The 24,649-nt window shown below is 36.5% G+C and carries 20 protein-coding genes and 1 tRNA gene; 12 read left to right on the top strand and 9 right to left on the bottom strand.

Going from position 1 to position 24,649, the window contains the following annotated elements; genetic code table 11:
* Position 1: 1 nt before the first annotated feature.
* From pdhA to porU, 4 genes are all read right to left on the bottom strand, one after another.
* Positions 2-1,000, bottom strand: a complete 999-nt coding sequence (pdhA, locus tag I5168_RS05640) for a pyruvate dehydrogenase (acetyl-transferring) E1 component subunit alpha (RefSeq protein WP_105018075.1) — start codon at positions 998-1,000, stop codon at positions 2-4.
* A 149-nt stretch (positions 1,001-1,149) separates the two neighbouring features.
* A complete protein-coding gene (gene cdd / locus I5168_RS05635; protein ID WP_431472661.1) occupies positions 1,150-1,635 on the bottom strand; it encodes a cytidine deaminase in 486 nt (161 codons plus the stop codon).
* Positions 1,636-2,811, bottom strand: coding sequence for a type IX secretion system outer membrane channel protein PorV (gene porV, locus I5168_RS05630; RefSeq protein ID WP_060523806.1), 1,176 nt, complete (start codon positions 2,809-2,811; stop codon positions 1,636-1,638). It abuts the gene before it with no gap.
* A gap of 43 nt (positions 2,812-2,854) precedes the next feature.
* On the bottom strand, positions 2,855-6,703 hold the full coding sequence (porU, locus tag I5168_RS05625; protein WP_431472660.1) for a type IX secretion system sortase PorU: 3,849 nt from the start codon (positions 6,701-6,703) through the stop codon (positions 2,855-2,857).
* Between the two features lie 198 nt (positions 6,704-6,901).
* Between porU and gldJ the strand changes: the two genes are divergently transcribed.
* From gldJ to I5168_RS05575, 10 genes are all read left to right on the top strand, one after another.
* Positions 6,902-8,596, top strand: a complete 1,695-nt coding sequence (gene gldJ / locus I5168_RS05620; protein WP_060523801.1) for a gliding motility lipoprotein GldJ — start codon at positions 6,902-6,904, stop codon at positions 8,594-8,596.
* A gap of 68 nt (positions 8,597-8,664) precedes the next feature.
* The gene (locus I5168_RS05615) at positions 8,665-9,927 is read left to right on the top strand and encodes a UDP-N-acetylmuramoyl-tripeptide--D-alanyl-D-alanine ligase (RefSeq protein WP_431472659.1); all 1,263 of its coding nucleotides are present in this window, start codon (positions 8,665-8,667) and stop codon (positions 9,925-9,927) included.
* A gap of 54 nt (positions 9,928-9,981) precedes the next feature.
* Positions 9,982-10,054: transfer RNA gene (locus tag I5168_RS05610), tRNA-Phe, on the top strand.
* Between the two features lie 182 nt (positions 10,055-10,236).
* Positions 10,237-10,968: a type III pantothenate kinase gene (locus I5168_RS05605; protein WP_431472658.1), complete on the top strand. Its 732-nt coding sequence runs from the start codon at positions 10,237-10,239 to the stop codon at positions 10,966-10,968.
* Positions 10,961-12,217, top strand: a complete 1,257-nt coding sequence (locus I5168_RS05600; protein ID WP_244895602.1) for a hypothetical protein — start codon at positions 10,961-10,963, stop codon at positions 12,215-12,217. Before I5168_RS05605 ends, I5168_RS05600 begins: the two co-directional genes overlap by 8 nt.
* A gap of 19 nt (positions 12,218-12,236) precedes the next feature.
* Positions 12,237-13,592, top strand: coding sequence for a hypothetical protein (locus I5168_RS05595; RefSeq protein ID WP_431472657.1), 1,356 nt, complete (start codon positions 12,237-12,239; stop codon positions 13,590-13,592).
* Positions 13,592-14,176, top strand: a complete 585-nt coding sequence (lptC, locus tag I5168_RS05590) for an LPS export ABC transporter periplasmic protein LptC (RefSeq protein ID WP_167342593.1) — start codon at positions 13,592-13,594, stop codon at positions 14,174-14,176. Before I5168_RS05595 ends, lptC begins: the two co-directional genes overlap by 1 nt.
* A gap of 2 nt (positions 14,177-14,178) precedes the next feature.
* Complete coding sequence (locus I5168_RS05585) at positions 14,179-14,370, top strand: hypothetical protein (protein ID WP_082586934.1); 192 nt, start codon at positions 14,179-14,181, stop codon at positions 14,368-14,370.
* A gap of 2 nt (positions 14,371-14,372) precedes the next feature.
* On the top strand, positions 14,373-15,644 hold the full coding sequence (locus tag I5168_RS05580) for a hemolysin family protein (RefSeq protein WP_431472656.1): 1,272 nt from the start codon (positions 14,373-14,375) through the stop codon (positions 15,642-15,644).
* A gap of 207 nt (positions 15,645-15,851) precedes the next feature.
* Positions 15,852-17,963: a peptidylprolyl isomerase gene (locus I5168_RS05575; RefSeq protein ID WP_431472655.1), complete on the top strand. Its 2,112-nt coding sequence runs from the start codon at positions 15,852-15,854 to the stop codon at positions 17,961-17,963.
* Between the two features lie 70 nt (positions 17,964-18,033).
* Here the strand turns inward: I5168_RS05575 and I5168_RS05570 are convergent, their stop codons facing one another.
* Both I5168_RS05570 and I5168_RS05565 read right to left on the bottom strand, forming a co-directional pair.
* A complete protein-coding gene (locus tag I5168_RS05570; protein ID WP_431472654.1) occupies positions 18,034-18,951 on the bottom strand; it encodes a GYDIA family GHMP kinase in 918 nt (305 codons plus the stop codon).
* Between the two features lie 32 nt (positions 18,952-18,983).
* A complete protein-coding gene (locus tag I5168_RS05565; protein ID WP_431472653.1) occupies positions 18,984-20,237 on the bottom strand; it encodes an ABC transporter permease in 1,254 nt (417 codons plus the stop codon).
* A 231-nt stretch (positions 20,238-20,468) separates the two neighbouring features.
* On the opposite strand from I5168_RS05565, the gene I5168_RS05560 reads away from it, so the two are divergent.
* Together I5168_RS05560 and I5168_RS05555 are read left to right on the top strand one after the other, a co-directional pair.
* On the top strand, positions 20,469-21,536 hold the full coding sequence (locus I5168_RS05560; RefSeq protein WP_431472757.1) for a diphosphomevalonate/mevalonate 3,5-bisphosphate decarboxylase family protein: 1,068 nt from the start codon (positions 20,469-20,471) through the stop codon (positions 21,534-21,536).
* A gap of 5 nt (positions 21,537-21,541) precedes the next feature.
* On the top strand, positions 21,542-22,477 hold the full coding sequence (locus I5168_RS05555) for a mevalonate kinase family protein (protein ID WP_105018067.1): 936 nt from the start codon (positions 21,542-21,544) through the stop codon (positions 22,475-22,477).
* Between the two features lie 69 nt (positions 22,478-22,546).
* Here I5168_RS05555 and I5168_RS05550 read toward each other — a convergent pair whose 3' ends face one another.
* The 3 genes from I5168_RS05550 to I5168_RS05540 are packed head-to-tail and all read right to left on the bottom strand — an operon-like array spanning position 22,547 to position 24,646.
* Positions 22,547-23,176 carry a hypothetical protein gene (locus I5168_RS05550; protein WP_431472652.1) on the bottom strand — a complete coding sequence of 210 codons (630 nt, stop codon included), beginning with the start codon at positions 23,174-23,176 and terminating at the stop codon, positions 22,547-22,549.
* Positions 23,176-23,943 (bottom strand): M48 family metalloprotease, encoded by a 768-nt coding sequence (locus tag I5168_RS05545; protein WP_431472651.1) that lies wholly within the window; start codon positions 23,941-23,943, stop codon positions 23,176-23,178. Before I5168_RS05545 ends, I5168_RS05550 begins: the two co-directional genes overlap by 1 nt.
* A 25-nt stretch (positions 23,944-23,968) precedes the next feature.
* Positions 23,969-24,646: a M15 family metallopeptidase gene (locus I5168_RS05540; protein WP_105018064.1), complete on the bottom strand. Its 678-nt coding sequence runs from the start codon at positions 24,644-24,646 to the stop codon at positions 23,969-23,971.
* Positions 24,647-24,649 lie beyond the last annotated feature (3 nt).

Raw genomic sequence — 24,649 nt, 5'->3', positions numbered from 1 at the left:
ATTATAATTTTGCTGGTAAAAATGGATAGTCTTCTTGCTCGTATACTGAATCAAACATCACACTCTTTTCTGGCCAAGGTGACTCTTCGGCAAACTTTTCACATTCTGCAACACGCTCTTTCACGCGCTTGTCCATTGATTTTATTTCATCCTCACTCACACCGTGCTCTTCTATTAAACGATCTTTCACCTGCGTAATAGGATCAATTTTTTGATATTCGGCTACCTCATCTTTCGTACGGTACTTTTGAGCATCACTCATTGAGTGACCGCGGTATCGGTAGGTTTTTAATTCAAGGAAAGTAGGTCCACCGCCAGATCTTGCTCGCTCAATAGCTTCATGCATCGCTTCAGCTACTTTTTCTGGGTTCATCGCGTCTACTGGTCCGCATGGCATTTCATATCCCAACCCTAATTTCCAGATATCAGTATGATTAGCACTGCGCTCTACACTGGTTCCCATGGCATAACCATTGTTTTCTACACAAAAAACAACTGGTAATTTCCAAAGCATCGCTAGGTTAAATGTCTCGTGAAGAGAACCTTGACGTGCTGCACCATCACCAAAAAAAGTAAGTGTTACTGCGTCATGATTGTTGTATTTATCTCCAAAAGCCATTCCAGCTCCTAGAGGGATTTGTCCTCCTACGATACCATGACCTCCAAAGAAATTATGTTCTGGTGAAAATATGTGCATGGATCCACCTAATCCTTGAGAGGTTCCAGTAGCCTTTCCATACAATTCGGCCATTACTTTTTTGGGATCTACACCTAATCCTATAGGTTGAACGTGGTTACGGTAAGCGGTAATCATACGATCCTTACCTAATTCCATAGCGTGTAAACATCCTGCAAGAATAGCTTCTTGACCGTTGTACAGGTGTAAAAACCCACGTACCTTTTGTTGGATGTAAACTTGTGCAAGTTTGTCCTCAAACTTTCTCCAGAAAAGCATTTCCTCGTACCAGTTGAGTAATACTTCTTTAGTAACTTTTTTCATTTACGTTGTCTTTGTTAGTGCGCTTTCGCGAAAGCGTAATCAAGATTCAACCTTTATTTAAGGCTACTACCTTTTATAAAAGCGAAAACAAAAATAGAGATAAAATGCCTAACCAAAAACCCATAACGACGTTAAAAACATCGCAAACGTTATAGGTAATTTTTATCAAAGCTTAAAGGAAGTAATGATTCCATTGAACTAGCCATAACTACCTTACCGCCAGTACCCATGAAATATATCTCAATTCCATTTTCTTGACGTTTCTCATATTCACTAATTACTTGTCTACAAGCACCGCATGGTGGTACTGGTTTAAAGAAATCCGAAGACATGGGACCAGCTGTTAAAGCCATTTTTTTAACCGGCACACCGGGATATTGAGAACCTGCATAGAAAAGGGCTACACGCTCTGCACACAAACCACTAGGATAAGCAGCATTTTCTTGATTGTTCCCAGTGACTATTTCATTATTTTCTAATAAAATAGCGCAACCTACTGCAAATTCGGAATAAGGAGCATAAGCCCTAGAACGTGCTTTGACAGCGTGTTCCATCAATAAAAAATCCTCAGAAGCTAGCTCCTGAAGATTTTCATAAACCTCTAACGAGGTCGATATATTTAATTTCTTACTCATCTACCACTCATCAAATTCATCTCCAAAATTGAAGGTAAGACCGAATCTTAATGTTCCTTCTAGTGGACTTTGCACGCGACTTGTTGAGAACAAGTAAGACAGGTCAATTCCTATTTCAGAGAATTTAAATCCTGCACCTAGAGCTAAGAATTTACGCGCTCCTTTGTCATCTGCCTCGTTAAAATAACCGGTACGTAATGCAAACGCATCGTTGTATGTATATTCTGCCCCTATTGCCCATGTAAACTCTCTAAGCTCTTCTTCAAAACCACCTGGTGCATCACCAAATGACTGAAACATACCTGTAATGAAAGAAACATCGTCATCTTGTCCAGAAATAATCTCTCTAGGAATACCGTCTCCATCAGCATCACCATCTTCTCTAATCGGTGGTGTAGGAACTAATAATTTATTTACTTCGGCCATCACGGATACTTTACTAAAACCATCGTTTAAGATAAAGTCAAATCCACCACCTAAAGCTAAATTTGTTGGGATGAAGTTTTCTTGACCACCTTGATCGTAGGAAACTTTAGGACCTATATTACTTATATTGAATCCTCCACGCCAGCGACCATTAAAATCTGTGTAAGCTATTTCTTCACTTTGGTAATAACCACTAATATCAACACCAAAACTATTTGCAGCACTAGCATCATTATCTACTCCTTGTATTCTCAAATCAGAACGTAGGTAGCGACCTGTTACTGCCATAGAAAACTGTTCTGACAGCTTAAGTGCATAAGTACCATCAATAATAAATTCATTGGGATTTTCCTCTCTTCCAGGATCATTAGGATCCTGTCTTAGGGTAATTGAACCTAAACTGAAATACCTTAGACTTCCTGAAAAAGCGCTGTATTCATTGAGTCGTTGAGCATATACTAACTGAGCTATTGCTATATCATCAACTAAATTACCTAAATAAGGTGTATAAGCAACACCTAGTTTATGCTCTCTTTCTATGAAAGCATATTTAGCTGGATTCCATTGCTGTGACCAAGCATCTGGACTAGTTGCTACTCCCATATCGCCTAATCCAGCTGCGCGTGGATCACCGGCAATTCTTAAAAATGGTAAAGCTGTTGTGATTACTCGAGTATCGTTCTCTTGTGCGCTTGTTGTGCTGGGTAATGCAAAATAAAACGCAACAAAAACTAGAAAAATTTTTTTCATCAAATACTTTTTGTGAAAGGCAAATATAGCCTATTCCTTCTATTTAAATTAAGACCAGTTTCTCTATTTTACTGGCAGACTGATTAGTTAACGTGGAATTTACCGTAATCTTATAAATATACACTCCTTTTCCTAAACGTTGACCAAAATCATCTCGTCCATCCCATGTTATTTCTCGTGAGGTAAATCCAGATGTTGTAATGGTTTGATTTTTGGTCCAAACTACTTTTCCTGTAACGGTTAAAACTTGAACTTGAACATCCAGCGGCTCGAACGGTCTATTATGATTGAACCAAAATTCTGTATAATTAGTAAAGGGATTAGGGTAATTTAAAACTCTAGTAAGCTCAATCCCTTCATTTTCTGACACTAAGAATTGAATTTCTTCACATACAGAATTATTATAAACATCCCAAGCACAAACCTCAAGTGTATGCAAACCTGGCTCTATATCTCGTAAAGGAAAATATACTTGACCGCTTGTAAAACTATCAACATCGGCCTCGTAGTAATCATTTAAGATAAAGGGATTAGCATCATCTCCATCTAACACTACGGTGATATCATGACCTATCCCACTACTAGTATTAATTCCACTATCATCACTTAAAAGAGCTAGGAGAAATGGATTAGAATCCGTAACACCACCATTGACAAAGTTTGTGTCATTCATATACAATTGCATTTGTGGTGGCATGTCGTCATTTGCGGCATTTGGATTTATACCACCAATTTGAACATCGAGAGAGTAACCATTTTGATCTTCTAGAATAGTTGACCTTTTTGAATAAAAGGAAACTCTACCTGAACCAACTGGTATTTGAGTATCTCTAGGCAAAATAAACTCAATATCAAAAACGCCATTTTCTACCGTTGCTTGACCTCTAAACAAGACTTCTCCTTGTTCCGTAAAAGGAAGAATAATTAAATTTCCAGGGGAAGATTCTATATTATCATTAGCATTTGTAACCCTATCAATCAATTTATCAAATACCGTTACAGAAACAGTACCATTATAGTTATTGATTCGAGCTCCTGCAATGTCCTGAACCTCGCCACTTAGTGTAACCCTATCTAAAGCTCGTAAGGTTGAAGTAGGACCAGAAACCGGCACACCGTTAACTGCGGTAAGAATCACTTGAGGTTTTGGAGAGGCTAGTTTTAACGCTGGATCTCCTACAAAGGCAACAACTCTTGCTCCAGTTAAACTACCAAAGGCAGGATCTACCTTGGCTCTTCTCAACGCCTCTGCCATGCTTACCTGCACCGTATTATTGTAATCATACAAATATTGATCGAGTACCTCGTTCAACCTTGTACCTGCACTAATTAAAATAAGTCTATTTGTCGCAACCGAGGCGATTACGCCACCATTAGGGTTAAGGTATATCACCTCTCCACCACTTTCTCGCAGTGGATTATCAAATCTAGTAAACTCACAAGTCACACTTATGAATAAAGGTAAATTATTAGGATTCCTATAATCCCTAGCAGAATTTTGAGTAATAACAAACTCACGAGCAAGTCCATCTTCATTTCCATGCCCAAAATAATTAACTACCAAAGAACCTCTTTCAAAAGCATCTTCTATATTAGATACAGCTGCAGGATATCTAGGACCACCAGCGTTGTTAACCTGAATATAACTATCGAGTAAAATTTTATCAACGTTTAAGTCTGGCCTATTTGTGGCAATTTCAGTCGCTAATTGATTAACGCTTTCTTGTAGAACTCTATCACCTAATTCATCAACATCATCTGCAATTAACGTCACCCTGTTTCTCCAAGGATCAAATGCAGGTTCTTGTTGATAGGAAATTACTTTATCTACCATTTCACGTGCTTCTGTAAGATCACTTACAATCATTCTTCCTACAGCAATATCAGGCAATCCTCCATTTACACCAACATTACCTTCATTATCGTCCATTAAAACAAAAAAATCATCTAGCGCATAGCTGGTGATTAACGACACACTGGACTCACTCAAATAAATGGGAACAATATTATCTCTAACACTTATTCTATCCTTATAATCATAACTGGCATCACCAAAAAGATTTACAAATTGCAACCTATTTGCCGGTGACGATGCATTATCATAAACATACTTGATGAAATTTCTTATAGCAGAAATATCCTGCATTCCATTAGAAAACTCATCATAAATCGCCTGAAGAGTAACAACCTTTGTATTTAAATTATTCTCTAGGATATGGAAGTTAGCTAATCTATCTGCCTGAGATTTTAAAAACTGCGGAGTAATAATTAAGTAATCTATATCTTTAAAAGTACCTGCATTGTCTAAAAAAACTGTTCCTTTAAGGTTACTATTTTGTACTCTAGACTCATTCATTCTAATAACCGGGAAATAATCCCCATCCTCAACAGCAACAAATTGACGTGGTGATCCTAATGTGGATTTAAAAGAAAAAGTTGATTGATTATTTGAATTGACAATTCTAGTGGTGTTAAATGGATCTGTTATATCCCAGATTTCTTTTATAGTAGCTGCATTAGATACCTGATATTCTCCAATACCGGTGTTGGTTGAAGCGTCAGTGTTTTGAAAAACAAACTGCTCACCAGTACCTTGCAATAAAGTAGGTACATTTAACCTTATATAATTTAAAAACCCACGAGCTCCTGGATTGCCACCATTATCAAAAGATAAATCTATAGTAGCTGTTCCACTCGTCGGATTAAAACTTGAATTAAAAGTAGCGGTTCTTCCAGCAAAAATATTTGAACGCTGACCACCAATAACTAAGCCCGTTAAATTACTCGTCCCAATTACAGAATTGTTATAAGAAATCTCAAACGAAACAGGAGTATCAGATATAGATGCTGTTTTGACAATAACCCTGGCATCTCTAGCCGTATTTACATTATCCAAGTCAAATTCGAAGCTTTGATCTGGTTCAAATGAAAATCTCTCACCATACCATGTCCTACCTAAAGCTGCGATATTGCGTTCATCCACCTCATGGTGATAAACCTTATCATAATCTGTATAAGTTACAGTAACATTACCGGTAGGCTGTATAGCACTTAAAATCCTTTTTCCAGGATTACCTTGAGCTGTGATGTAATAAATAGACTCGTCGGAGTATGGATTGATAAAACTATCATTTTCCTCAACATATTCAGTATCACTCGCTGTAGCATAAAATAAAATTTCATCACCCGAATCAAAACTTCCATCAGATTCACCAATTACTCTTATAGGAATCTCCGCAGGATCGTAATATAAATTTTCATTGTTAGCTAGTGGCAATGACCTTCCACCCTGACCGTAAATTTTTAATCTAGATGGATCTATACTATTAACATCCATACCCAAACTAGATAAAAAACCTCTAGTAATTCTGTGAACACCTGTATTATTAACCTGAAACTTAAACCATTCCCCAGATGCTAATAAGGAATTACCATAGGTAGTATTTTTAGGCAATAAAACAGCCGTTCTTTCTCTATAGGAAATTTGAAAACCTGTTACTTTGTAATAATTTGAACCTTCCTTTAAAATTACTGGAACTTTTAGTGTGGTATAATTACGCTTTCGCGAAAGCGAAGTTTCTAAAAAAACTTCAAATTGAGAAGGAAGCGTCAACGTCCTTAAAAAACCAACATTAGAATCGGGAATGACCGTTTTTTGTACAGAAACCACCTGTGCTGATCCTGGTTGAGCAAGCGGAATATCTATATAATTTTTGTGAAACACTAACCCGGTTTCAATTAAAGAGCAGTTATCTCCACAATATGGCATGACAATATCCTCGCCATTAATAGAATAAGTATAATTATCAATCCAAGTTAGTTGTTCATCGATATTTTGAGCTTTGGGCACAAAAAAACTTAGAATTAGTAAAATTAAAGAAAAGTGCTTCATCCGAATTTTAACGATAATGCGAGTTACATATTATTTACTTTGACCAACAATTTTTAAGATATCCATAAAATAAAAACAACTGGACGACGTTATTTAGGCTTTAACGACAAAAGTAACGCGATTTATTTCAATAATTCCTTTTGAATTAATATGAAGTTGTTATATTGCGGGACTATTTTCAAAAAGTATTCTTAAAAAATGAGAAAGTATTTTGCGGTTAAAGCGTTGTTCACAGCAGTAATAGCAGCCCTATTAGTAAGCTGTGGTGGTGGCGGTAATGAATACACTACAACATCCAGAGGAACAGGCTGGGACGTTACAGGTAAAAACGGTGGTTTTGAACTTAATACTAAATACAAGGAGCAGGCAACTGGACCTGGTTTAGTCTTTATTGAAGGAGGAACCTTTACCATGGGACGTGTGAAAGATGATCCAATGCACGACTGGAACAACACACCAAATCAACAACATGTTCAATCCTTCTACATTGATGAGACTGAAGTTACCAATGGTATGTATCTTGAGATGCTTGATTGGGTTAAAACTGTATTCCCACCAGAGGATGAGGAATACCGTAAAATATATGACGGTGTTGTGCCAGACACATTAGTATGGAGAAATCGTTTAGGGTACAACGAAGAAATGACTAAAAACTACCTGCGCCATCCAGCATACCAAAACTATCCTGTAGTTGGAGTATCATGGGTACAAGCAGTAGAATATGCTGACTGGAGAACCGATCGTGTTAATGAATTAATATTAAATCAAGAAGGCTACACCGCAAAAGATGCCTTGGCTAATCAAGAAGCTGGGTCTACTTTCAATACTGAAACCTACTTAAACGCACCTACTCTAACTTATGGAGGAGATGATGAAAAATTAAGAGGTGGTAAGCGCTCTCAATCATTAGAAAAAAAGAAAACAGCAAAGGCTGCTAAAGCTGGTGATGGAACTGGAGAAGCTAGTGGTTTATATGTAACAAGAAAAGATGGAATCATTTTACCAGCATATCGTCTACCTACAGAAGCAGAATGGGAATACGCCGCTCTAGCTAACGTAGGAAACAGAGAATACAATGCTATTCGTGGTAGAAAAAAATATCCTTGGGATGGTCAATATACACGTAGTGGAAAACGCACAACGCGTGGTGATCATTTAGCTAACTTTAAACAAGGCGACGGAGATTACGGTGGAGTTGCTGGATGGAGTGATGACGGAGCAGACATTACAGCACCGGTTAAATTTTACAGCCCTAATGACTTTGGAGTGTATGAAATGGCAGGTAATGTGTCGGAATGGGTTGCAGACGTTTATCGTCCTATAGTTGATGATGAATTTAACGATTTCAACTACTACAGAGGTAACCAATACACGAAAAACAAAATTGGACCAGACGGAATGATTGCTGTTGTATCAACTGACTCTATTCCTTATGACACATTGAGCAATGGAAAGACGATTGCAAGAGCACTTCCTGGTCAAATACAGCAACAACCAGTTGATGAAAATGAAACTTATTTAAGAACTAATTTTGATCGTAGTGACAATCGTGATTTCCGTGATGGAGACGCTCAATCTACTAAATACTTTGATAGTAAAGATGCCTTGAGAGATGCGAATAAGCGAATGTACAACTCACCACAGCACTCTGTAGAGGCTGATTCAATTGGAAAACTAGATCGCCAATATGATTCTTCAAACAGTAGAACTACCTTGATTAACAATCAAGTACGAGTTTACAAAGGTGGATCTTGGAGAGATAGAGCTTACTGGCTAGATCCAGCAACAAGAAGATTCTATCCACAAGATATGGCTAGTGACGACATCGGATTCCGTTGTGCTATGTCACGTGTTGGTTCTAAAGCTAAAAAGACTAAGAGAGCTAGAAACTAAATAGCACTTTACATAAATCTTTAAAGACCGCTTTTTAAGCGGTCTTTTTTTGTTTCTATATTTACATTATGATTGAAGAACTCTATAAAATATTCCTAGAAAGCACAGGAATAAGTACAGACACTAGAACAATTGAAGAAGGAAATTTGTTCTTTGCATTGTCTGGAGAAAATTTTGATGGAAACACCTATGCAACTAAAGCAATAGAATTAGGAGCCAAACACGCCATAGTAAGCGATAAAGCCATCGATGGTTCCTCTTTTACAGTAGTTGATGACGTTCTAAAAACGCTGCAAGATTTAGCAAGACATCATCGACAGCAGCTTAAATTTCCTATTATCGGCTTAACAGGAAGTAATGGTAAAACAACCACTAAGGAACTTATTTTATCAGTTTTAAAGCAAGAATTCAAAGTAAAAGGAACAGAAGGAAATCTAAACAATCACATAGGAGTACCACTTACTTTGTTGAGCTTTTCTAACAACCTACAAGCAGGAGTGGTAGAAATGGGTGCAAATCATCAAAAGGAAATTTCGTTTTTATGTGATATTGCACAACCAGATTATGGGTTAATCACTAATTACGGCAAAGCACATTTAGAAGGGTTTGGCGGCATCGAAGGTGTTAAAAAGGGTAAATCAGAACTATACGATTACTTAAGAAGTGAAAGTAAAACAGCAATAATTGGTCGATGGGATCCAGAACAAATAAGCCGAAGCACAGGTATAAACTCGATATTAACACCAGAAAACACAAGCTTGTATAAAACAGAACCTTTCATTCAATTTACCATAGATAATCAACTTATAAAAAGCCAACTTACAGGGACATACAATTATAAGAACGCGGTATTTGCCTACACGATAGGAAAAGAGTTAGGAGTTTCACCAGAAAAGATTGTTAGAGGAATAGAATCATACCAACCATCCAATAACCGGTCTCAAGTAATTAAGATTGACAATACCAAAATAATTCTTGATGCCTACAACGCAAATCCCTCTAGCATGATGGTAGCCATAGACAACTTAATTAATCAAAAGGCTGATAGACGAATTGCCATTTTGGGTGACATGTTTGAATTAGGAAAATACTCAGAAGTAGAACACAATAAAATTGCTCAATACGCAGCGGACAGTGCTATCGACGAGGTTATTTTAATAGGGTCTAATTTCTCTAAAGTAAACATTGAAAATATTCACACCTTTACAGATTATGATGGATTCATACAAAGTGCTCATTTAATTGAAACCAATCAATCGACTATTTTAATTAAAGGATCGAGAGGAATGGCTCTCGAAAGATTAATTGAAGATTTATTCAAAAAAAATTAAAAAACACTTTGCACATTGAATTAATTAATTAAATTTGCACCCGCTATACAGCATGGTACCTTAGCTCAGTTGGTAGAGCAAAGGACTGAAAATCCTTGTGTCCCTGGTTCGATTCCTGGAGGTACCACTTAAATCCCGAGTTTACTCGGGATTTTTTGTTTTAATAATCTTTGGATTGATTTAAATAATAATCGTTTTCTTACATTTCTTATAACTCGTTTATTTACTTAATTAATAACAGTTATATAACAATTACTAAGCTCCTGCTTCTCTTATATTTGCGTCAGTTTTTAAACCATAATTTCTTCTATGTTTATAGTAGATGCAGGTAACACCTCTATTAAAACAGCTGTAATAAAAGATGGCAGCTTTATCCATATCCATAGATCAAGTCATGAAGAATTCCTTCATGATTTCATGCAACTATCTGAATTATACAGTGATTTAAAAGAAATTGCATTTTGTAACGTCGGTTTTAAAGACAACACCATCGTTAATAAACTAAAACAAGCCTTTAAAGTTTTTGAAATTAACAATAAGATTAAGCTACCCTTTGAAAATAATTACCAAAGTTCTACACTTGGTAATGACAGAATCGCACTAGTGACTGGAGCTTTAACCTTAATTAACAAAGATCAAACAGCATTAATAATTGACCTAGGAACCTGTATCACATATGACTATGTCAATATCAAAAGACAATACTTAGGAGGCGCCATAAGTCCAGGTGTTAGACTAAGATACCAATCACTACATAATTATACTGCAAAACTCCCGTTATTACTGCAAAAGGTGCCAGAACACTTCGTGGGAAATTCAACAGAAAACAGCATTCATAGCGGTGTAGTAAATGGAGTTTCAAGAGAGTTAGATGGAGTTATAAATCAATACCAAGAAATGGATGAAAATTTACAAGTTTTCCTAACAGGTGGCGATGCTAGGTTGTTGGAGAAACAACTAAAAAGCCGTTTCTTTGCCCAGCCTAATTTAATGCTCAAAGGCATTTATCAATTATACATCTATAACAACACTTATGATTAGAAGTATCATCTTCGTGATTACAGTATTAAGCATCAATTGTGCGCTAGGTCAATCTCGTACTTCATCGCCATATTCATTTTTTGGATTAGGCCAACAAACCTTTAAAGGAACAATTGAAAACCGAAGCATGGGTGGACTACGCACTCACTTGGACAGTATTCATACTACCCTGAACAACCCAGCCACCTATGGTAAAATAAAACTCATTAACTATGGCGTAGGTTTATTACACACCGAGACGTGGGCATCAACAGAAAGTGAAAATGACACTTATGATTCTACATCTTTAGAATACTTAAATGTAAGTATACCTCTAGGTAACAATGCAAAAACAGGAATAGGATTTGGATTAGTTCCCTTTAAATCCGTTGGATATACCATCGGAGACCTAACTGATACGGAGTATTACAACTTCACAGGTGAAGGAAGCATTACCAGAGCTTACTTTGGAGTTGGACATGAGCTTACAAAGAATTTAAGTATTGGTGCAGAGTTAAGGTATAATTTTGGTCAAGAAACAAACAGCTCAAGTGTACTTACAAATCAAGTCCAGTTTGGCTCTAATGAGACAAACGAAACCGACTTTAGTGGATTAAGCTACAATTTAGCCTTACACTATGAAAAAAATATTGGCGATGAACACAGCTTACAGGCAAGTATCGTTTACAGTCCAGAGAGCAAATTAGTAGCAAAAAGCACATCGGTGCTTGCCAATTTTTCATTTACCCCAGGAACAGGAGAAAGTTTATTTAACGCTCGCGATCCACAGGAAAATGAGGAAGACCTTACACTTCCTTCTGAATTAACTGTAGGATTGAATTATGGGAAATTACGCAGTTGGATGATTGGTGGAGAGTTTTCTATGCGAGGTGAGAGCAGCTTATCTAATCGCAGCTTCAGCCCAAATAACAGTTCATTCAAAGATGCCATCTCCTTAAGAGCAGGTGGCTATTATATACCAAACTTCAATAGCTTAACAAGTTACTGGCAACGTGTTACTTACAGATTTGGAGCTCGTTTTGAAGAAACAGGTCTTGTTCTTAATAATGAGGACATCAACGAGTTTGGCATATCTTTTGGAATGGGTTTACCTATAGGAGGCAATCGCTCTTTTTCAAATGCAAATATTGGACTTGAATTAGGACAGAGAGGAACAGAAAATGCCGGTCTTATAAAAGAAACATTTGCCAGCTTATCAATTAGTTTATCGTTAAACGATCGTTGGTTTATTAAAAGAAAGTACAATTAAGATTAGAACAATAAAAATTATGAAACTTAAAAACACCATTTTATTCAGCTTAGTTGTTTTGGGATTCGCTTTCGCGAAAGCGCAATCAGGAGACTGCAACACGATGCTTAGCATCTATGCCGAAAACGCTAAAGCAAAAAATTATGATGAAGCATACAAGCAATTAGGTCAGCTAGTACAGAACTGTCCAGATGCCAGCCCTGCTATTTATCAATACGGTGAAAGAATATACGAGCACAGATTGAAGAAAAAAATCGGTGATCAAAACGAGAATGTTAAAGGTTTAATGAACATGCTTGAAACTCAAATTAACAAGTATGCCGATAAAATTAACGTTACTAAGAAAAAAGTTGAACTAGGTCGAGTAATGTACAAGTACAAACAAGGTACTCAGTCTGATCAATTTAACTATTTAAATGAAACCTTTACAAGTGGAAAGGAAGACTTTACAGATCCTAATGGATTGATAACCTATTTCAAACTTGCTGAAAAGGAATATAAGGCAAACGCTCTTAACCTTGAAGACCTTTTTAATGTTTACGATGCACTAACAGAACATTTAGACAATGTTTCTAATGAGAGAAGTAAGATAGTATCTGAACTATTAGACAAGGAAGCAGAAGGAACAATTACAGAGGACGAAAAGAAAAACATAGAAAATCAAGAAAAAAACTTGAAAAACTATGGTATCGTAATGAAAAGTGTAAATGGTACTATTGGAAGTCTTGCAGACTGTGATAACTTAATCCCACTTTACTCAAAAGATTTTGATGCAAACAAATCAAACATGTCTTGGTTAAAGAATGTACTTGGAAGGTTACAAAAGAAAGATTGTACAGAAAGTGAATTATATGTAAATTCTGTAAAAGCTTTACACGAGTTACAACCTAGTGCAATGACTGCATATGGTTTAGGTAACATCGCAAAAACTAATGCTGAAAAACTGAAGTACTGGGATGAAGCTCTTTCACTAGGGATCGACCAGAAATACGTAGCAAATATTCACTACAAAAAAGCTGAACTTTTAAGAAAGCAAGGTTCTTTTGGTAAAGCGAAAAGAGAATATATTCTTGCTAATCAAGCAAAACCATCATTTGGATTACCATTCTTAAGAATCGCAGGTATGGTAGCGCAAAGTACAAACAGCTGTGGTAACACTCCTTTTGAAAAAAGAGCTGTTAACTGGATTGCAGCAAGATATGCAAACAAAGCAGCTAGTGTAGACCCTACTTTAAGATCTACTGCTGCCAAAGCAGCAGCTAGTTATAACGGTGTCGCTCCTAGCAATCAAGATATATTCTTAGCTGGTATGGCAGGTAAGAGAATCACCTTCAGCTGTTGGGTAGGTGAATCAGTAACCGTACCTACTCCTTAATGAGTATAAAACGAAACATATATTTTAAAGCAATCACGACAATCGTCGTGATTGCTTTTTTGGTTTCTTGTGAGGATAATCTCAAACAGGTGCGTAAAATGGAAACTAGCACCAACTCGCCTATAGGTGAGGTAACAAACATGGTCATTAAACACACAGACAGTACTCGATTAAAATTGAGCATAGCTGGTCCAGTTGCCTATGATTACTCAAATGACGCCTTTCCCTTTACAGAATTCCCAAATGGTGTAGAGGTTAAAGTGTATGAGTATACTAACAACCAGCAACAGGTTACTACTATAACCGCAAACAAGGCCTATCTTTACGACATAACTGATATGATTGACATGCAAGGCGATGTCACGATAATCACTCATGACGGTAATACCTTTAATGGTGACCAGTTATACTGGGATCAAAAAAATAAATGGGTTTTTACTCACGAGCCTTGGGAAACAAGACTAGTAAAAAACAGTGATGCGTCTAATTTAGGGAACACATCGGCGACCATGCTAGATGCTAGTGAAGATCTTAAAAAAGTAAATGCACGTAATCCTAACGACACGTTCATATCAAATCAATAATTATGAAAAAACTACTTAAATATTCCGTTTACATCTATTTAATCTTTGCTATCGTTTGTTTAATAACAGCAATTACAGAATGGAATGTAGAACGCAGCCGTGCCTACCTCATGCTTTTTATGGCAGCGGTAGCCCTATTTATGTTTTTCTTCCGCAGGCGATTTATTCGTAGATTTGACGATCGCAATAAGTAAATATGATCAGCTCTATAGTGCTCATAGTAAGCATGCTCCTTCTCAGTGCTTTTTTCTCTGGAATGGAGATCGCTTATGTATCGTCCAACAAAATCCATATTGAACTTGAAAAACGTCAAGAGGATTTTTTAGGACGAGTATTACGCAATCTAACCGCACAGCCTTCTAAGTTTATAATCACTATGCTTATAGGCAATAGCATTGCCCTAGTAGTATATAGTATGCTTACTGGTGATTTAATTCTTGATCAAATTGCTCAATGGTATCCTGCTCTATCAACAGGGCTTCAAGGTTTGTTGCTACAAACTGTGATATCGACTATAGTAATCCTATTAACAGCTGAATTTTTACCCAAAGTATTTTTTCAAATTTACAGCAACGAGCTACTCAAATTCTTTTGTGTACCAGCCTATTTGTTTTATTTGATTTTCTGGCCTATTTCATGGTTTTGCATACAAATTTCAGACTTTTTTTTAAAAACCTTTTTTAAGTCAAATGGCGATCAATTACAACTTTCCTTCTCAAAAATTGAGCTAGGGAATTACATTACTGAGCAAATGGAAAGCGCTCAAGAACAAGAAGAAGTAGATTCTGAAATACAGATATTTCAAAACGCATTAGATTTTGGAGATCTAAAGGCCCGTGAAGTTATGGTACCTCGTACCGAAATGATTGCCGTCCACAAGGACACCAGTATCAAAGAACTCAATAAAAAATTTGTTTCTACCGGACTTTCTAAAGTATTAATCCACGAGGACACTATTGATAATATCACAGGATACGTTCACAGCTTTGACCTCTTTAAATCACCAGATTCCATTGACCAAGTGTTACGTAAAGTTGTCAACGTCCCAGAAACTATGCTGGCAAAGGACGTACTAAACACGTTGATTAAAAGACATAAAAGTATTGCGATCGTTATAGATGAGTATGGTGGAACAAGTGGATTGATAACAGTAGAAGATATTGTAGAAGAACTATTTGGTGAAATTGAAGACGAGCACGATACCGATTCATTAATAGACACACAACTTACCGAAAACTCCTTTAAACTAAGTGCTAGATTAGAGGTAGATCAAGTTAATGAAAACTACAAATTAGATTTACCAGAAAGTGAGCAGTACGAGACAATCGGTGGACTTATAGTTAACACCACAGAAGGAATACCGGAAGAAGGAGATAATGTAACCATAGATCATTTCACTTTTACCATTTTGGAAAAATCAGATAATAAAATTGATTTGGTTCATCTAGAAGTAGGCGATTCAGAATAGCAGAAAAACTAGTCAACTACTGCTAACATTTTAGTTAAAAAACTTTCTTTTAGTAATTACGCTTTCGCGAAAGCGCACCTAACAACCTCACCATAAAACAATACTTTAATAGTTTGTATTAAAAACGACTGAGATAGCATACGTTTTCTATTTCATAATTTCAGGGAAAACCTTATTTTCGCCCTCATTACAAAAAGTTAAAGAACAATGGCGATATTACAACAGATCAGAAGCCGTGGCGTGATCTTAATATTAGTAATAGCACTGGCATTATTTGCCTTTATCGTGCAAGGAGCACTTACTTCAAGTGATCAAAAACAAGAAACATCAATCGGATATGTGGGCGATGTTGAAATCAATCAAACAGATTTTGCACAAAAAGTAGAAAACATGTCTCGTAATATGGGACCTAGTGGATCTACTGTACAAGCTGTAAATAGCGTGTGGAATTCTGAAGTGCGCAATGCCGTACTATCAGAACAAATGGAAGCAGCTGGTATTCAGGTAACCGATGCACAAGTAAGAGATCAAGTGCGTTCTTTCTATGAAAGCAATCCACAGTTTCAAAACGCTGATGGAACATTCAACGAAGGAGCTTTCAAAACTTATGAGGAAAGCTTTTTACAAAATGATCCACAAACTTGGAAAAACTATTTAAACGATGTACGATCAAATTTAAGGCAAGAGAAATTCTTTGAATTACTTAAGTCAGGATTTGTAGGTACAAATGCAGAGGCTAGAATGGATTATTTAATGGAAAATGAACAGCGTAGTTTTAACTATGTCCAAATTCCATACACAACTATCGCAGATAGCACAGTAGAAGTTTCAAAATCTGAGATTGAATCATACATAGCATCTCACTCTAAAGAGTTTCAAACAGAAGCACAAAGAGATCTTCAAATGGTCTTGTTTGCTGATGTAGCAAGCGATAGCGATAAGGAAGCTATAAAAAATGATTTAGCAAAACGTTTAAGAGCAGATTCGGTTTACAATAGTTCTAACGACAGTTTTACTAAAATCCCTGCATTCAACAATGCAAAGGATGTACAACAATACGTTAATCAGTATAGTGAGCAAAGTTATTCTAGCGACTACCTGCTAGAAAGCCGTTTACCTACTGCTGTAAAACCAATTATATCACAAGAATTAGGTACTACTTTTGGTCCTTATGAAGATCGTGATATGATGAAGGTTTCTCTATTAGAAGACAAAAAATCTGTAATGGATAGCGTGCAAAACCGTCACATACTAGTTGCTTATCAAGGTGCTCAAAGAGCTGCTGCAAATATCACAAGATCCAAAGAAGAAGCAAAAACTGTTGCTGATAGTATCTTTAACTTAATAGGTCAAAACAAAGGACGTTTTGATTCAAAATTTGAATATTTTGAAGAAAATACAAATATCGCTAAGGCTGAGGATATAGGTTGGGTAACCTACTCAGGTAACGCAAGAAATTTTGCAGAAGGTTTCAGAAATTTCCTTTATGACAATGACAAAGGAACTATTGGAATAGCAGAGTCTAGTTTTGGATACCACATCATCCGTATTGACGATACAGCAGCACCTGTAGATCTTTATAAAATTGCTAGTATCTCAAAAGCTGTTAAGCCATCTAAAGCTACTACAAAAGCAATGAGAAAAGAAGCTATTAAGTTTCAACAAGCAGCAGTATCTGGTGACTTTACTGAAACTGCTAAAGAGTTTAAAAAGACTACTACTCCAGTAACCAGTATCAAGCCTATGGATGAAACATTACCATTGATTCAAAAGAATCGTGAAGTTGTTCGTTGGGCATTCAATGAAGAAACAGAGGTTGGAGATATAGAGAAATTTGACACTCCACAAGGAGTTGTAATTGTTAAAGTAACGCGTGCAAGTGAAGCAGGAAACATGTCTAGTGAAGAAGCAAGCGCTACGGTTACTCCTATACTACGTAATAAGAAGAAAGCAGAAATGATAATGGCTAAAATATCAAACAACGATATTAATGCTATTGCTAAGGCTCAAGGTCAATCAGTGCGCAGTGCAGCCTCAATCAATCGTAAAAATCCTACTATCCCAGGAGCTGGTCAGGAACCAGTTGTTGTAGGTACAGCGTTTGGTCTTTCAAAAGGTACTACTTCATCACCTATAGCAGGTGAAAAAGGAGTATATGTAATTAACCTTACTGGTATTTCAGAAGCTCCAGAATTAGAAAACTTCACATCACAGGCCAAATTATTAGCTGATACAAATGCTAATCAAGCTAGTTCAAAATTAGTTGAAGCACTTAAGAAAAAAGTAGACATAGTTGACAATAGAAAGAATTTCTATTAGACTTTTTACCCTTATTCAAAAAACGCCTCGATTTTATCGAGGCGTTTTTTTTGTTACTTGATACTAGTTCTTATAATACAATATCCTTCCACTTATAAATAACGTCGTATCCTTTCTTTTTAAAATATTCTTGTTTTGCTTCATCACCGGTTGCAAGAACAAAGTCTCCTCCCCAACCACCTAATGATTTTACAACACCGGTATAATCATTAAACAATACCTTTTGAACCGGTTCTAGACCAATAAGTCTTGAGATAAGCTGTTCATGCTCATGAAGTATATTTTCAAACTCAATTAAATCCTTGCATGAAACTAACAAGTCTGGTATTTGATTTAAACGTATTCTAACGTTTTCTGAAAGCAAATCTTTATCAAATCTCGCGATACTTTGTCTGCTATCCTGTTTTTGATTCAGGTACACAAAAAATAAGTCATCTTTAAAATCAGGATCAAAATCTATAGATTCATAACTAGGCTGCTCAGGATGATATCTATATACAATGGGACCGTTTGAGGTAGCGCACGCGATATCATAACCACTGCCTCCAAAAGACTGAAATTGTAATGTGTATGGATCAACTTGAAACCATTGAGCAATTAATGAAATCAAAGTACTGCTAGAACCCATTCCAAACTGTCTATCAAAATCTAGATGCATTGTTATTTCACAACCTTTATCCAAAATAAAGCTGCCAGCTAACTCTTGGGCATGCTTAAGTATATCTATAAGCTTTTGAGTTACTGAGTCACTTGAAGATTCACTCCAAGAATTCACCGTAGTTTGCCAGTGAAACCAAATACCACCATCGGCATTGAAACTTTTCCAAATTATAGCTTGATCTGTACGCGGTGTAATTTGAATACGTTGCCCTAAATTTAAGGGCACTGCTAGTCCACGCACTCCGTCTAACACTACATATTCACCAGTAATGAGAAATTTACCATTAGCATAAAACTGCAAACTATGTTCAATTTGAGAAACTTTCATTAGAACAAAAGTAAGGTAAAGTATAAAGGGAATTACATTCCAGATCTAATTGCCTCCACAGGATCTAAACGTGCAGCAGAAAAGGCCGGTATAATACCTGCTATTAAACCTACAAACGCACTCACACTACATCCTATCAAAATGTTGTTCAAGCTTAGAATAAAGGTAAATTCGTCAGTCAAACTACTAGCAATCAAAGTTCCTAACCACACGAATAACAAACCAAAAGCTCCACCTAACAAGGCTAGAATAATAGATTCAAATAAAAATTGAAACAAAATAAAAAAGCTTTTTGCTCCTAATGACTTCTGTATCCCAATTAAATTGGTGCGCTCTTTAACACTCACAAACATGATATTTGCAATTCCAAAACCACCTACTAGCATTGAAAATCCAGATATAATCACACCTATAAAAGTAAGTGTACTTGTAACCGTGCCTATAAAGTCGGCAAATCCTTTAAGTGGATTAATAAAAAAAGTGCTTAACTCATCGGGTTTGATTCCTCGGTAGTTTCTTAGCTTTTGTTCTAGCATAGCTATAAATTCATCCTGATCTGCTCCTTTTTTAGGTTTCAAGATAAAGGCACTTGTTTTGGTCCTATCGTTATCACCATAAATTCTTCTTACAAAGTTCACAGGTAAATAAGCACTACCATCTTTGGAAGGTCCTATGCTAGCTCCTGCTCCTTCCTTTTCAAGTACGCCTATAACCGTAAATTTATTCCCATACAGCCGTACTCTTCTCCCTATAGGATTAGCTTTGCCAAATAAGCTATTGGCAACTTCGGCACCAATTACTACTACTGGAGAACCGCTGTTGGATTCACTACCATTAAAAAATCGTCCTTCTGAAAGTTTAAGTCTTTCTAAGTCAAAAAAGGATTCTGTACCTGGAATGATATTCACACCAGTTGCTGTTTTATCCTCAAACTTGATGTTTTCAGGTGACATAAACATCGTGTAGGTAATGGCGTCTAGATCTGGCAGACTGCGCTCGAGCATTTGGAATTCATCATAACTAACGTCGGGCCAGTTTTCAAATTGATATGGTTCTAATTCTGTTGGACCAAAAGAAAATCTTAATACATAGATTGTAGAAATATCTAGTGCGCTTAAGCCACTTTCAATCTCTTTCTCTAGCGAATCAACTGCTGCTAGAATACCTATAATAGCAAAAATTCCAATGGTAATTCCAAGCAAAGACAAGAAAGCCCTCAACAGATTAGTACGCAAAGCATTAAGCGCAAAAATCAGACTTTCCTTAATCAAGCGTAAAAATACCATAAACGTTTTTTGACAAATTAAAAGTAATACAATTCATTTGACCTCTTACCAGCACAAATGTTACAACATTTTTAAAAATAGTGAGATTATAGCATTTTTAATGATCCATAGGACCTATGAATAAAAGCACCACTACCCTTTTAATATTTATTTTAATTAATGAAGACATATACAATGCCCTACTCTATTTAGAAGACTAAGGTCTTGTAGACTATCTTTGCTTTAAACAAAATTATCTTGGAAACAGAATTCATACTTCAACAAGAGATCAAGGAAATCACCTCGTTAACTACTACATGGCAAGCACCTAGTAATATTGCACTAGTTAAATACTGGGGAAAGCATGGCATGCAATTGCCCGCAAATCCCTCTATAAGCTTTACACTTAACGCCTGCCGCACCATTACTACAGTAAACGCTGTTAAAGGCGAGCACGGTTTTAAAATTTCATATGAAGGTGTTGAAAAACCAGATTTTGCACCCAAAATAAAAGCATTCTTTGAGCGTATATCTTCTTACAGCCCGTGGATAAAGAATTACTATTTCAATATTGATACTCGCAACACATTTCCACACAGTTCTGGAATAGCAAGTAGCGCAAGTAGTATGGCTGCATTAAGCGCCTGTATTATAGATTTTGAATCTCAACTTACTGGTTTGGATTTAGATTACGATAAAATGTCATTCCTATCTAGATTAGGTTCTGGTAGCGCTTGTCGCAGTTTACAAGGTCAATTAGTCGTTTGGGGTGAGCACGATGATACAGTAGGTAGCTCAAACTTGTATGGTGTAGATCAAACAAAATTATTGCATCCCACGTTTCAAAATTATCACGACACTATTCTATTAGTCGATAAAGGTCAAAAAACGGTAAGCTCTACAGTTGGTCATGGGCTTATGAATGATCACGCTTTCGCGAAAGCGAGATTTGAACAAGCACCGCAAAATCTTACTCTACTTAAAAAAGCTTTACAGGAAGGCGATATCGAGACCTTCATTAAAATCACTGAAAGCGAAGCGCTCACTTTACACGCAATGATGATGACTTCTCATCCTTATTTCATATTAATGAAACCTAATACATTGCGTATTATCGAAGAAATTTGGAAATATAGAAAAGAAACGCAAATCCCTGTGTGTTTTACCCTAGATGCAGGAGCTAACGTTCATTTACTGTATCCTAACAATCACAGAACTGCTGTATATGAATGGATTAACGAGAAATTAGCTGTGTATTGTCAAAACTCTCAGTATATTTGTGATCAAATAGGTAGTGGAGCATCAAAACTGCTAGCTTAATTTTTATGAAAGGACCACTTTTTTATTCTAAGATTTTACTCTTTGGAGAGTACGGGATCATCAAAGACTCAAAAGGTCTTTCAATCCCTTACAACTTTTATAAAGGTGCACTTAAAATAAGTGATGACCTTTCTGAAAAAAATCAACAATCTAATAAGAACTTAAGCCGTTTTGCCAATCATCTAGAAGAATTGAGCAAAGGATCGGATTTTCCAAATTTTGATATCACGAGTCTCAAAAAAGATATAGAGGCTGGAATGTACTTTGATAGTAGCATCCCACAAGGATATGGTGTAGGAAGTAGTGGTGCTCTTGTCGCAGCTATTTACGATAAATATGCTTTGGAAAAAATTACCGTTCTCGAGAATCTTACAAGAGAAAAATTACTGGAACTCAAGAGTATTTTTGGTAGAATGGAAAGCTTTTTTCACGGTAAAAGCTCTGGTCTAGATCCATTAAATTCTTATTTAAGTTTACCAATACTAATTAATAGTAAAGAAGATATTGAACCTGCGGGAATTCCATCACAAAAGCAGTCGGGTAACGGTGCTGTTTTCTTAATTGATAGTGGTATTGTAGGTGAAACTGCTCCTATGGTAAACATTTTCATGGAAAACATGAAACAAGAAGGTTTTCGTAAGATGTTAAAGGACAAGTTTGTAAAATATACAGACATGTGCGTAGAAGATTTCTTAAGCGGTGATGTTAAAGGACTGTTTGGTAATGTGAAACATCTTTCTAAAGTAGTTCTAGACAACTTTAAACCCATGATACCTGCCCAGTTTCATGAGCTTTGGAAAAAAGGACTGGATACAGGCGACTATTATTTAAAATTATGTGGCTCTGGCGGCGGTGGATATATTTTAGGCTTTACAGAAGACCTAGAAAAAGCAGAAAAATCTCTTAAAGATTATAAACTAGAAGTAGTTTATAATTTTTAATCTCAACAAGAAAATAAACAAAAGCCGCTAGTTTCCTAGCGGCTTTTTTATTAGAATAATTTTACAATACTAGACTACTTCACCTTCACTAGCAGGCTCTTGTGTAATAGGACTTTTTGTAGGATAGTAATTGCGCTTGTAATGCTGTCGTTCATCATCACCTAATTTGCGTATGGCCTGATTACCTAAATCTGTGGTAACCAGCACTTCTTCCTGGTTAGGAAAATGTGGATAACGCACCTTCCAGGCTGGGAATCGCTGGTTTTTTCTAGCGCGGTAAGCCTCGTACTCGAATTGCTCGTGATACGCGTGAATAAATTCATGAGCCAGAATACTGGCAGCGGTATTGCGACCCATATTTGATTTTATCCAAGGTTTACGCAAGTCTTTTCTAAACACACTTCCAACCTCATCATAAAAAGTAATAATATCACGAGTTCCCTCGTATTGATTTTTCTCACCATCGCGTATGATTAAATTTTTGTCATTCCTGGACATAAATTCATCAAGGATATTTATGGTGCGACCATCGGGAAACTCTAGTAATAAGGCTTGCTTTTCCCAAATATGATCTAAAGTAAGGAAAACGTTTTTTAAAAATTTATTCGCATCAGTTGGAATAGATCGATTATTCTCATAACGATAAGGCTCGAACAGCCATTTACCTTCTTTACTCCATAGAATTTTGATACTACTCATTAGCCGCGATATTTTCTAATTGATTCCCTGATACGCTCTATTCTATTGTCTGGATCTGGATGGGTGCTTTGAAATTCCGGAACTCGATTAGGACCAGCTGCTTGCTTTAAAATTTTCATCACACCTATCATTTCTTGAGGTTCATAACCTGCATCAATCATCATTTTTACACCTAGATCATCACTTTGCAATTCATCGTCCCTACCATATTTCATGGTCAACATTTGTGCAACGGCAGCAGCAGTTTGTCCACCACCTTCGGTTCCTACACTTACACCTGTAATAACTCCTTGGGCTAGCCCTTGCTGGCTCATTCTAGCAGCGCTGTGTTTGGCAATCACATGACCTATTTCATGACCCATAACTCCGGCCAACTGATCTTCATTTTGAAGTTGATTAAATAAGGCTGCTGTTATAAAACACTGTCCGCCAGGAAGCGCAAATGCATTTATCGTCCTATCATCGGCTAGTAAATGAAAATCCCATTGATAATTGGATTCTTTGGCAATGCTACTTTGTACCAGATTGAAACCTACTTGATCCACTAGCGTTTGAGCACGATTATCGGGATGTAAACCACCGTGCTCCTCAATCATACTAGGAGCTGCTTGCAATCCAAGTGCTATTTCTTCTTCTACTGAAAGATCAATGTATTGAGTTTCTCCTGTAAACTCATTTGTTTCAGCACTACCGCAATATTTAAGCACGGCAAATGCTACAATAGCCATACCTATAAACAATCTTATTTTACCGGATCCACCTCTCATAATTAAGTATTTAGGTTTAAAATTACTATTTTAATTTTGGATTAATTCCTTTGATATGCTCCTCGAGATACCTAGTTAAACGCCCATCACTTATTTTATTCATTCCTAATATTTTGTGACTGCGTAAAAAAGGTATTAGATCAATTTCTTCAAGATATTTTTTATACCGCTTTCGCGAAAGCGGAACATAACTATAATGCCACGGTTCATAGTTGAATCCAGTTCGATTTTCATTCAAGGTATAAACTAATTCAAATCCATATTTACTGGCATGAAGTTCCATCCATTCTTTCATTTTACAAAAAGGGCCATTACCATGAAATTTATTTGGAACAAGAACATCGCCTTTATAAGTAGCAGCAGCGTCTATAATATCTAAATCGGTACCCCAATGATGGCGTGATGTTCCTGGCACGGTACTGTATTCTACAATTTTATCAAAAATTGCATCGGGTAACATACCTTGCTTTTCATACCGTTTGTATTTACGGTTCCATATAGCCTGTTGCCTTTCAAAACTGCGATAGCCAGAGACAACTTGTAGTTCAATACCATCTTTAAATGCAGCAGCTTTCATCCTATCAAATGCCTGTTGCGCCTCAATCTCTAACAAGTTGTTTGGATTAGGTGACTGCCCTGTGAGCTTACCCTTATCTTGAGAGCCCAGTACACAAAAAAGAAGAACAAAAAATAGGTGCTTCATGTC

The sequence above is a fragment of the Nonlabens sp. SCSIO 43208 genome, assembly GCF_050703575.1.
GTDB classification, from domain to species: Bacteria; Bacteroidota; Bacteroidia; order Flavobacteriales; family Flavobacteriaceae; genus Nonlabens; species Nonlabens tegetincola.
This window is presented reverse-complemented; position numbering and strand designations above follow the sequence as displayed.

Bases quoted from the DNA above. Each gene is read 5' to 3' on its own strand.
- I5168_RS05615 (WP_431472659.1), top strand. From the start codon at position 8,665: ATGATTGAAGAACTCTATAAAATATTCCTAGAAAGCACAGGAATAAGT.
- I5168_RS05555 (WP_105018067.1), top strand. From the start codon at position 21,542: ATGAAAGGACCACTTTTTTATTCTAAGATTTTACTCTTTGGAGAGTAC.
- I5168_RS05565 (WP_431472653.1), bottom strand. From the start codon at position 20,237: ATGGTATTTTTACGCTTGATTAAGGAAAGTCTGATTTTTGCGCTTAAT.
- I5168_RS05580 (WP_431472656.1), top strand. From the start codon at position 14,373: ATGATCAGCTCTATAGTGCTCATAGTAAGCATGCTCCTTCTCAGTGCT.
- I5168_RS05545 (WP_431472651.1), bottom strand. From the start codon at position 23,943: ATGAGAGGTGGATCCGGTAAAATAAGATTGTTTATAGGTATGGCTATT.
- cdd (WP_431472661.1), bottom strand. From the start codon at position 1,635: ATGAGTAAGAAATTAAATATATCGACCTCGTTAGAGGTTTATGAAAAT.
- I5168_RS05550 (WP_431472652.1), bottom strand. From the start codon at position 23,176: ATGAGTAGTATCAAAATTCTATGGAGTAAAGAAGGTAAATGGCTGTTC.
- I5168_RS05570 (WP_431472654.1), bottom strand. From the start codon at position 18,951: ATGAAAGTTTCTCAAATTGAACATAGTTTGCAGTTTTATGCTAATGGT.
- porU (WP_431472660.1), bottom strand. From the start codon at position 6,703: ATGAAGCACTTTTCTTTAATTTTACTAATTCTAAGTTTTTTTGTGCCC.
- I5168_RS05600 (WP_244895602.1), top strand. From the start codon at position 10,961: ATGATTAGAAGTATCATCTTCGTGATTACAGTATTAAGCATCAATTGT.
- gldJ (WP_060523801.1), top strand. From the start codon at position 6,902: ATGAGAAAGTATTTTGCGGTTAAAGCGTTGTTCACAGCAGTAATAGCA.
- porV (WP_060523806.1), bottom strand. From the start codon at position 2,811: ATGAAAAAAATTTTTCTAGTTTTTGTTGCGTTTTATTTTGCATTACCC.
- I5168_RS05585 (WP_082586934.1), top strand. From the start codon at position 14,179: ATGAAAAAACTACTTAAATATTCCGTTTACATCTATTTAATCTTTGCT.
- I5168_RS05540 (WP_105018064.1), bottom strand. From the start codon at position 24,646: ATGAAGCACCTATTTTTTGTTCTTCTTTTTTGTGTACTGGGCTCTCAA.
- I5168_RS05595 (WP_431472657.1), top strand. From the start codon at position 12,237: ATGAAACTTAAAAACACCATTTTATTCAGCTTAGTTGTTTTGGGATTC.
- I5168_RS05575 (WP_431472655.1), top strand. From the start codon at position 15,852: ATGGCGATATTACAACAGATCAGAAGCCGTGGCGTGATCTTAATATTA.
- I5168_RS05605 (WP_431472658.1), top strand. From the start codon at position 10,237: ATGTTTATAGTAGATGCAGGTAACACCTCTATTAAAACAGCTGTAATA.
- pdhA (WP_105018075.1), bottom strand. From the start codon at position 1,000: ATGAAAAAAGTTACTAAAGAAGTATTACTCAACTGGTACGAGGAAATG.
- lptC (WP_167342593.1), top strand. From the start codon at position 13,592: ATGAGTATAAAACGAAACATATATTTTAAAGCAATCACGACAATCGTC.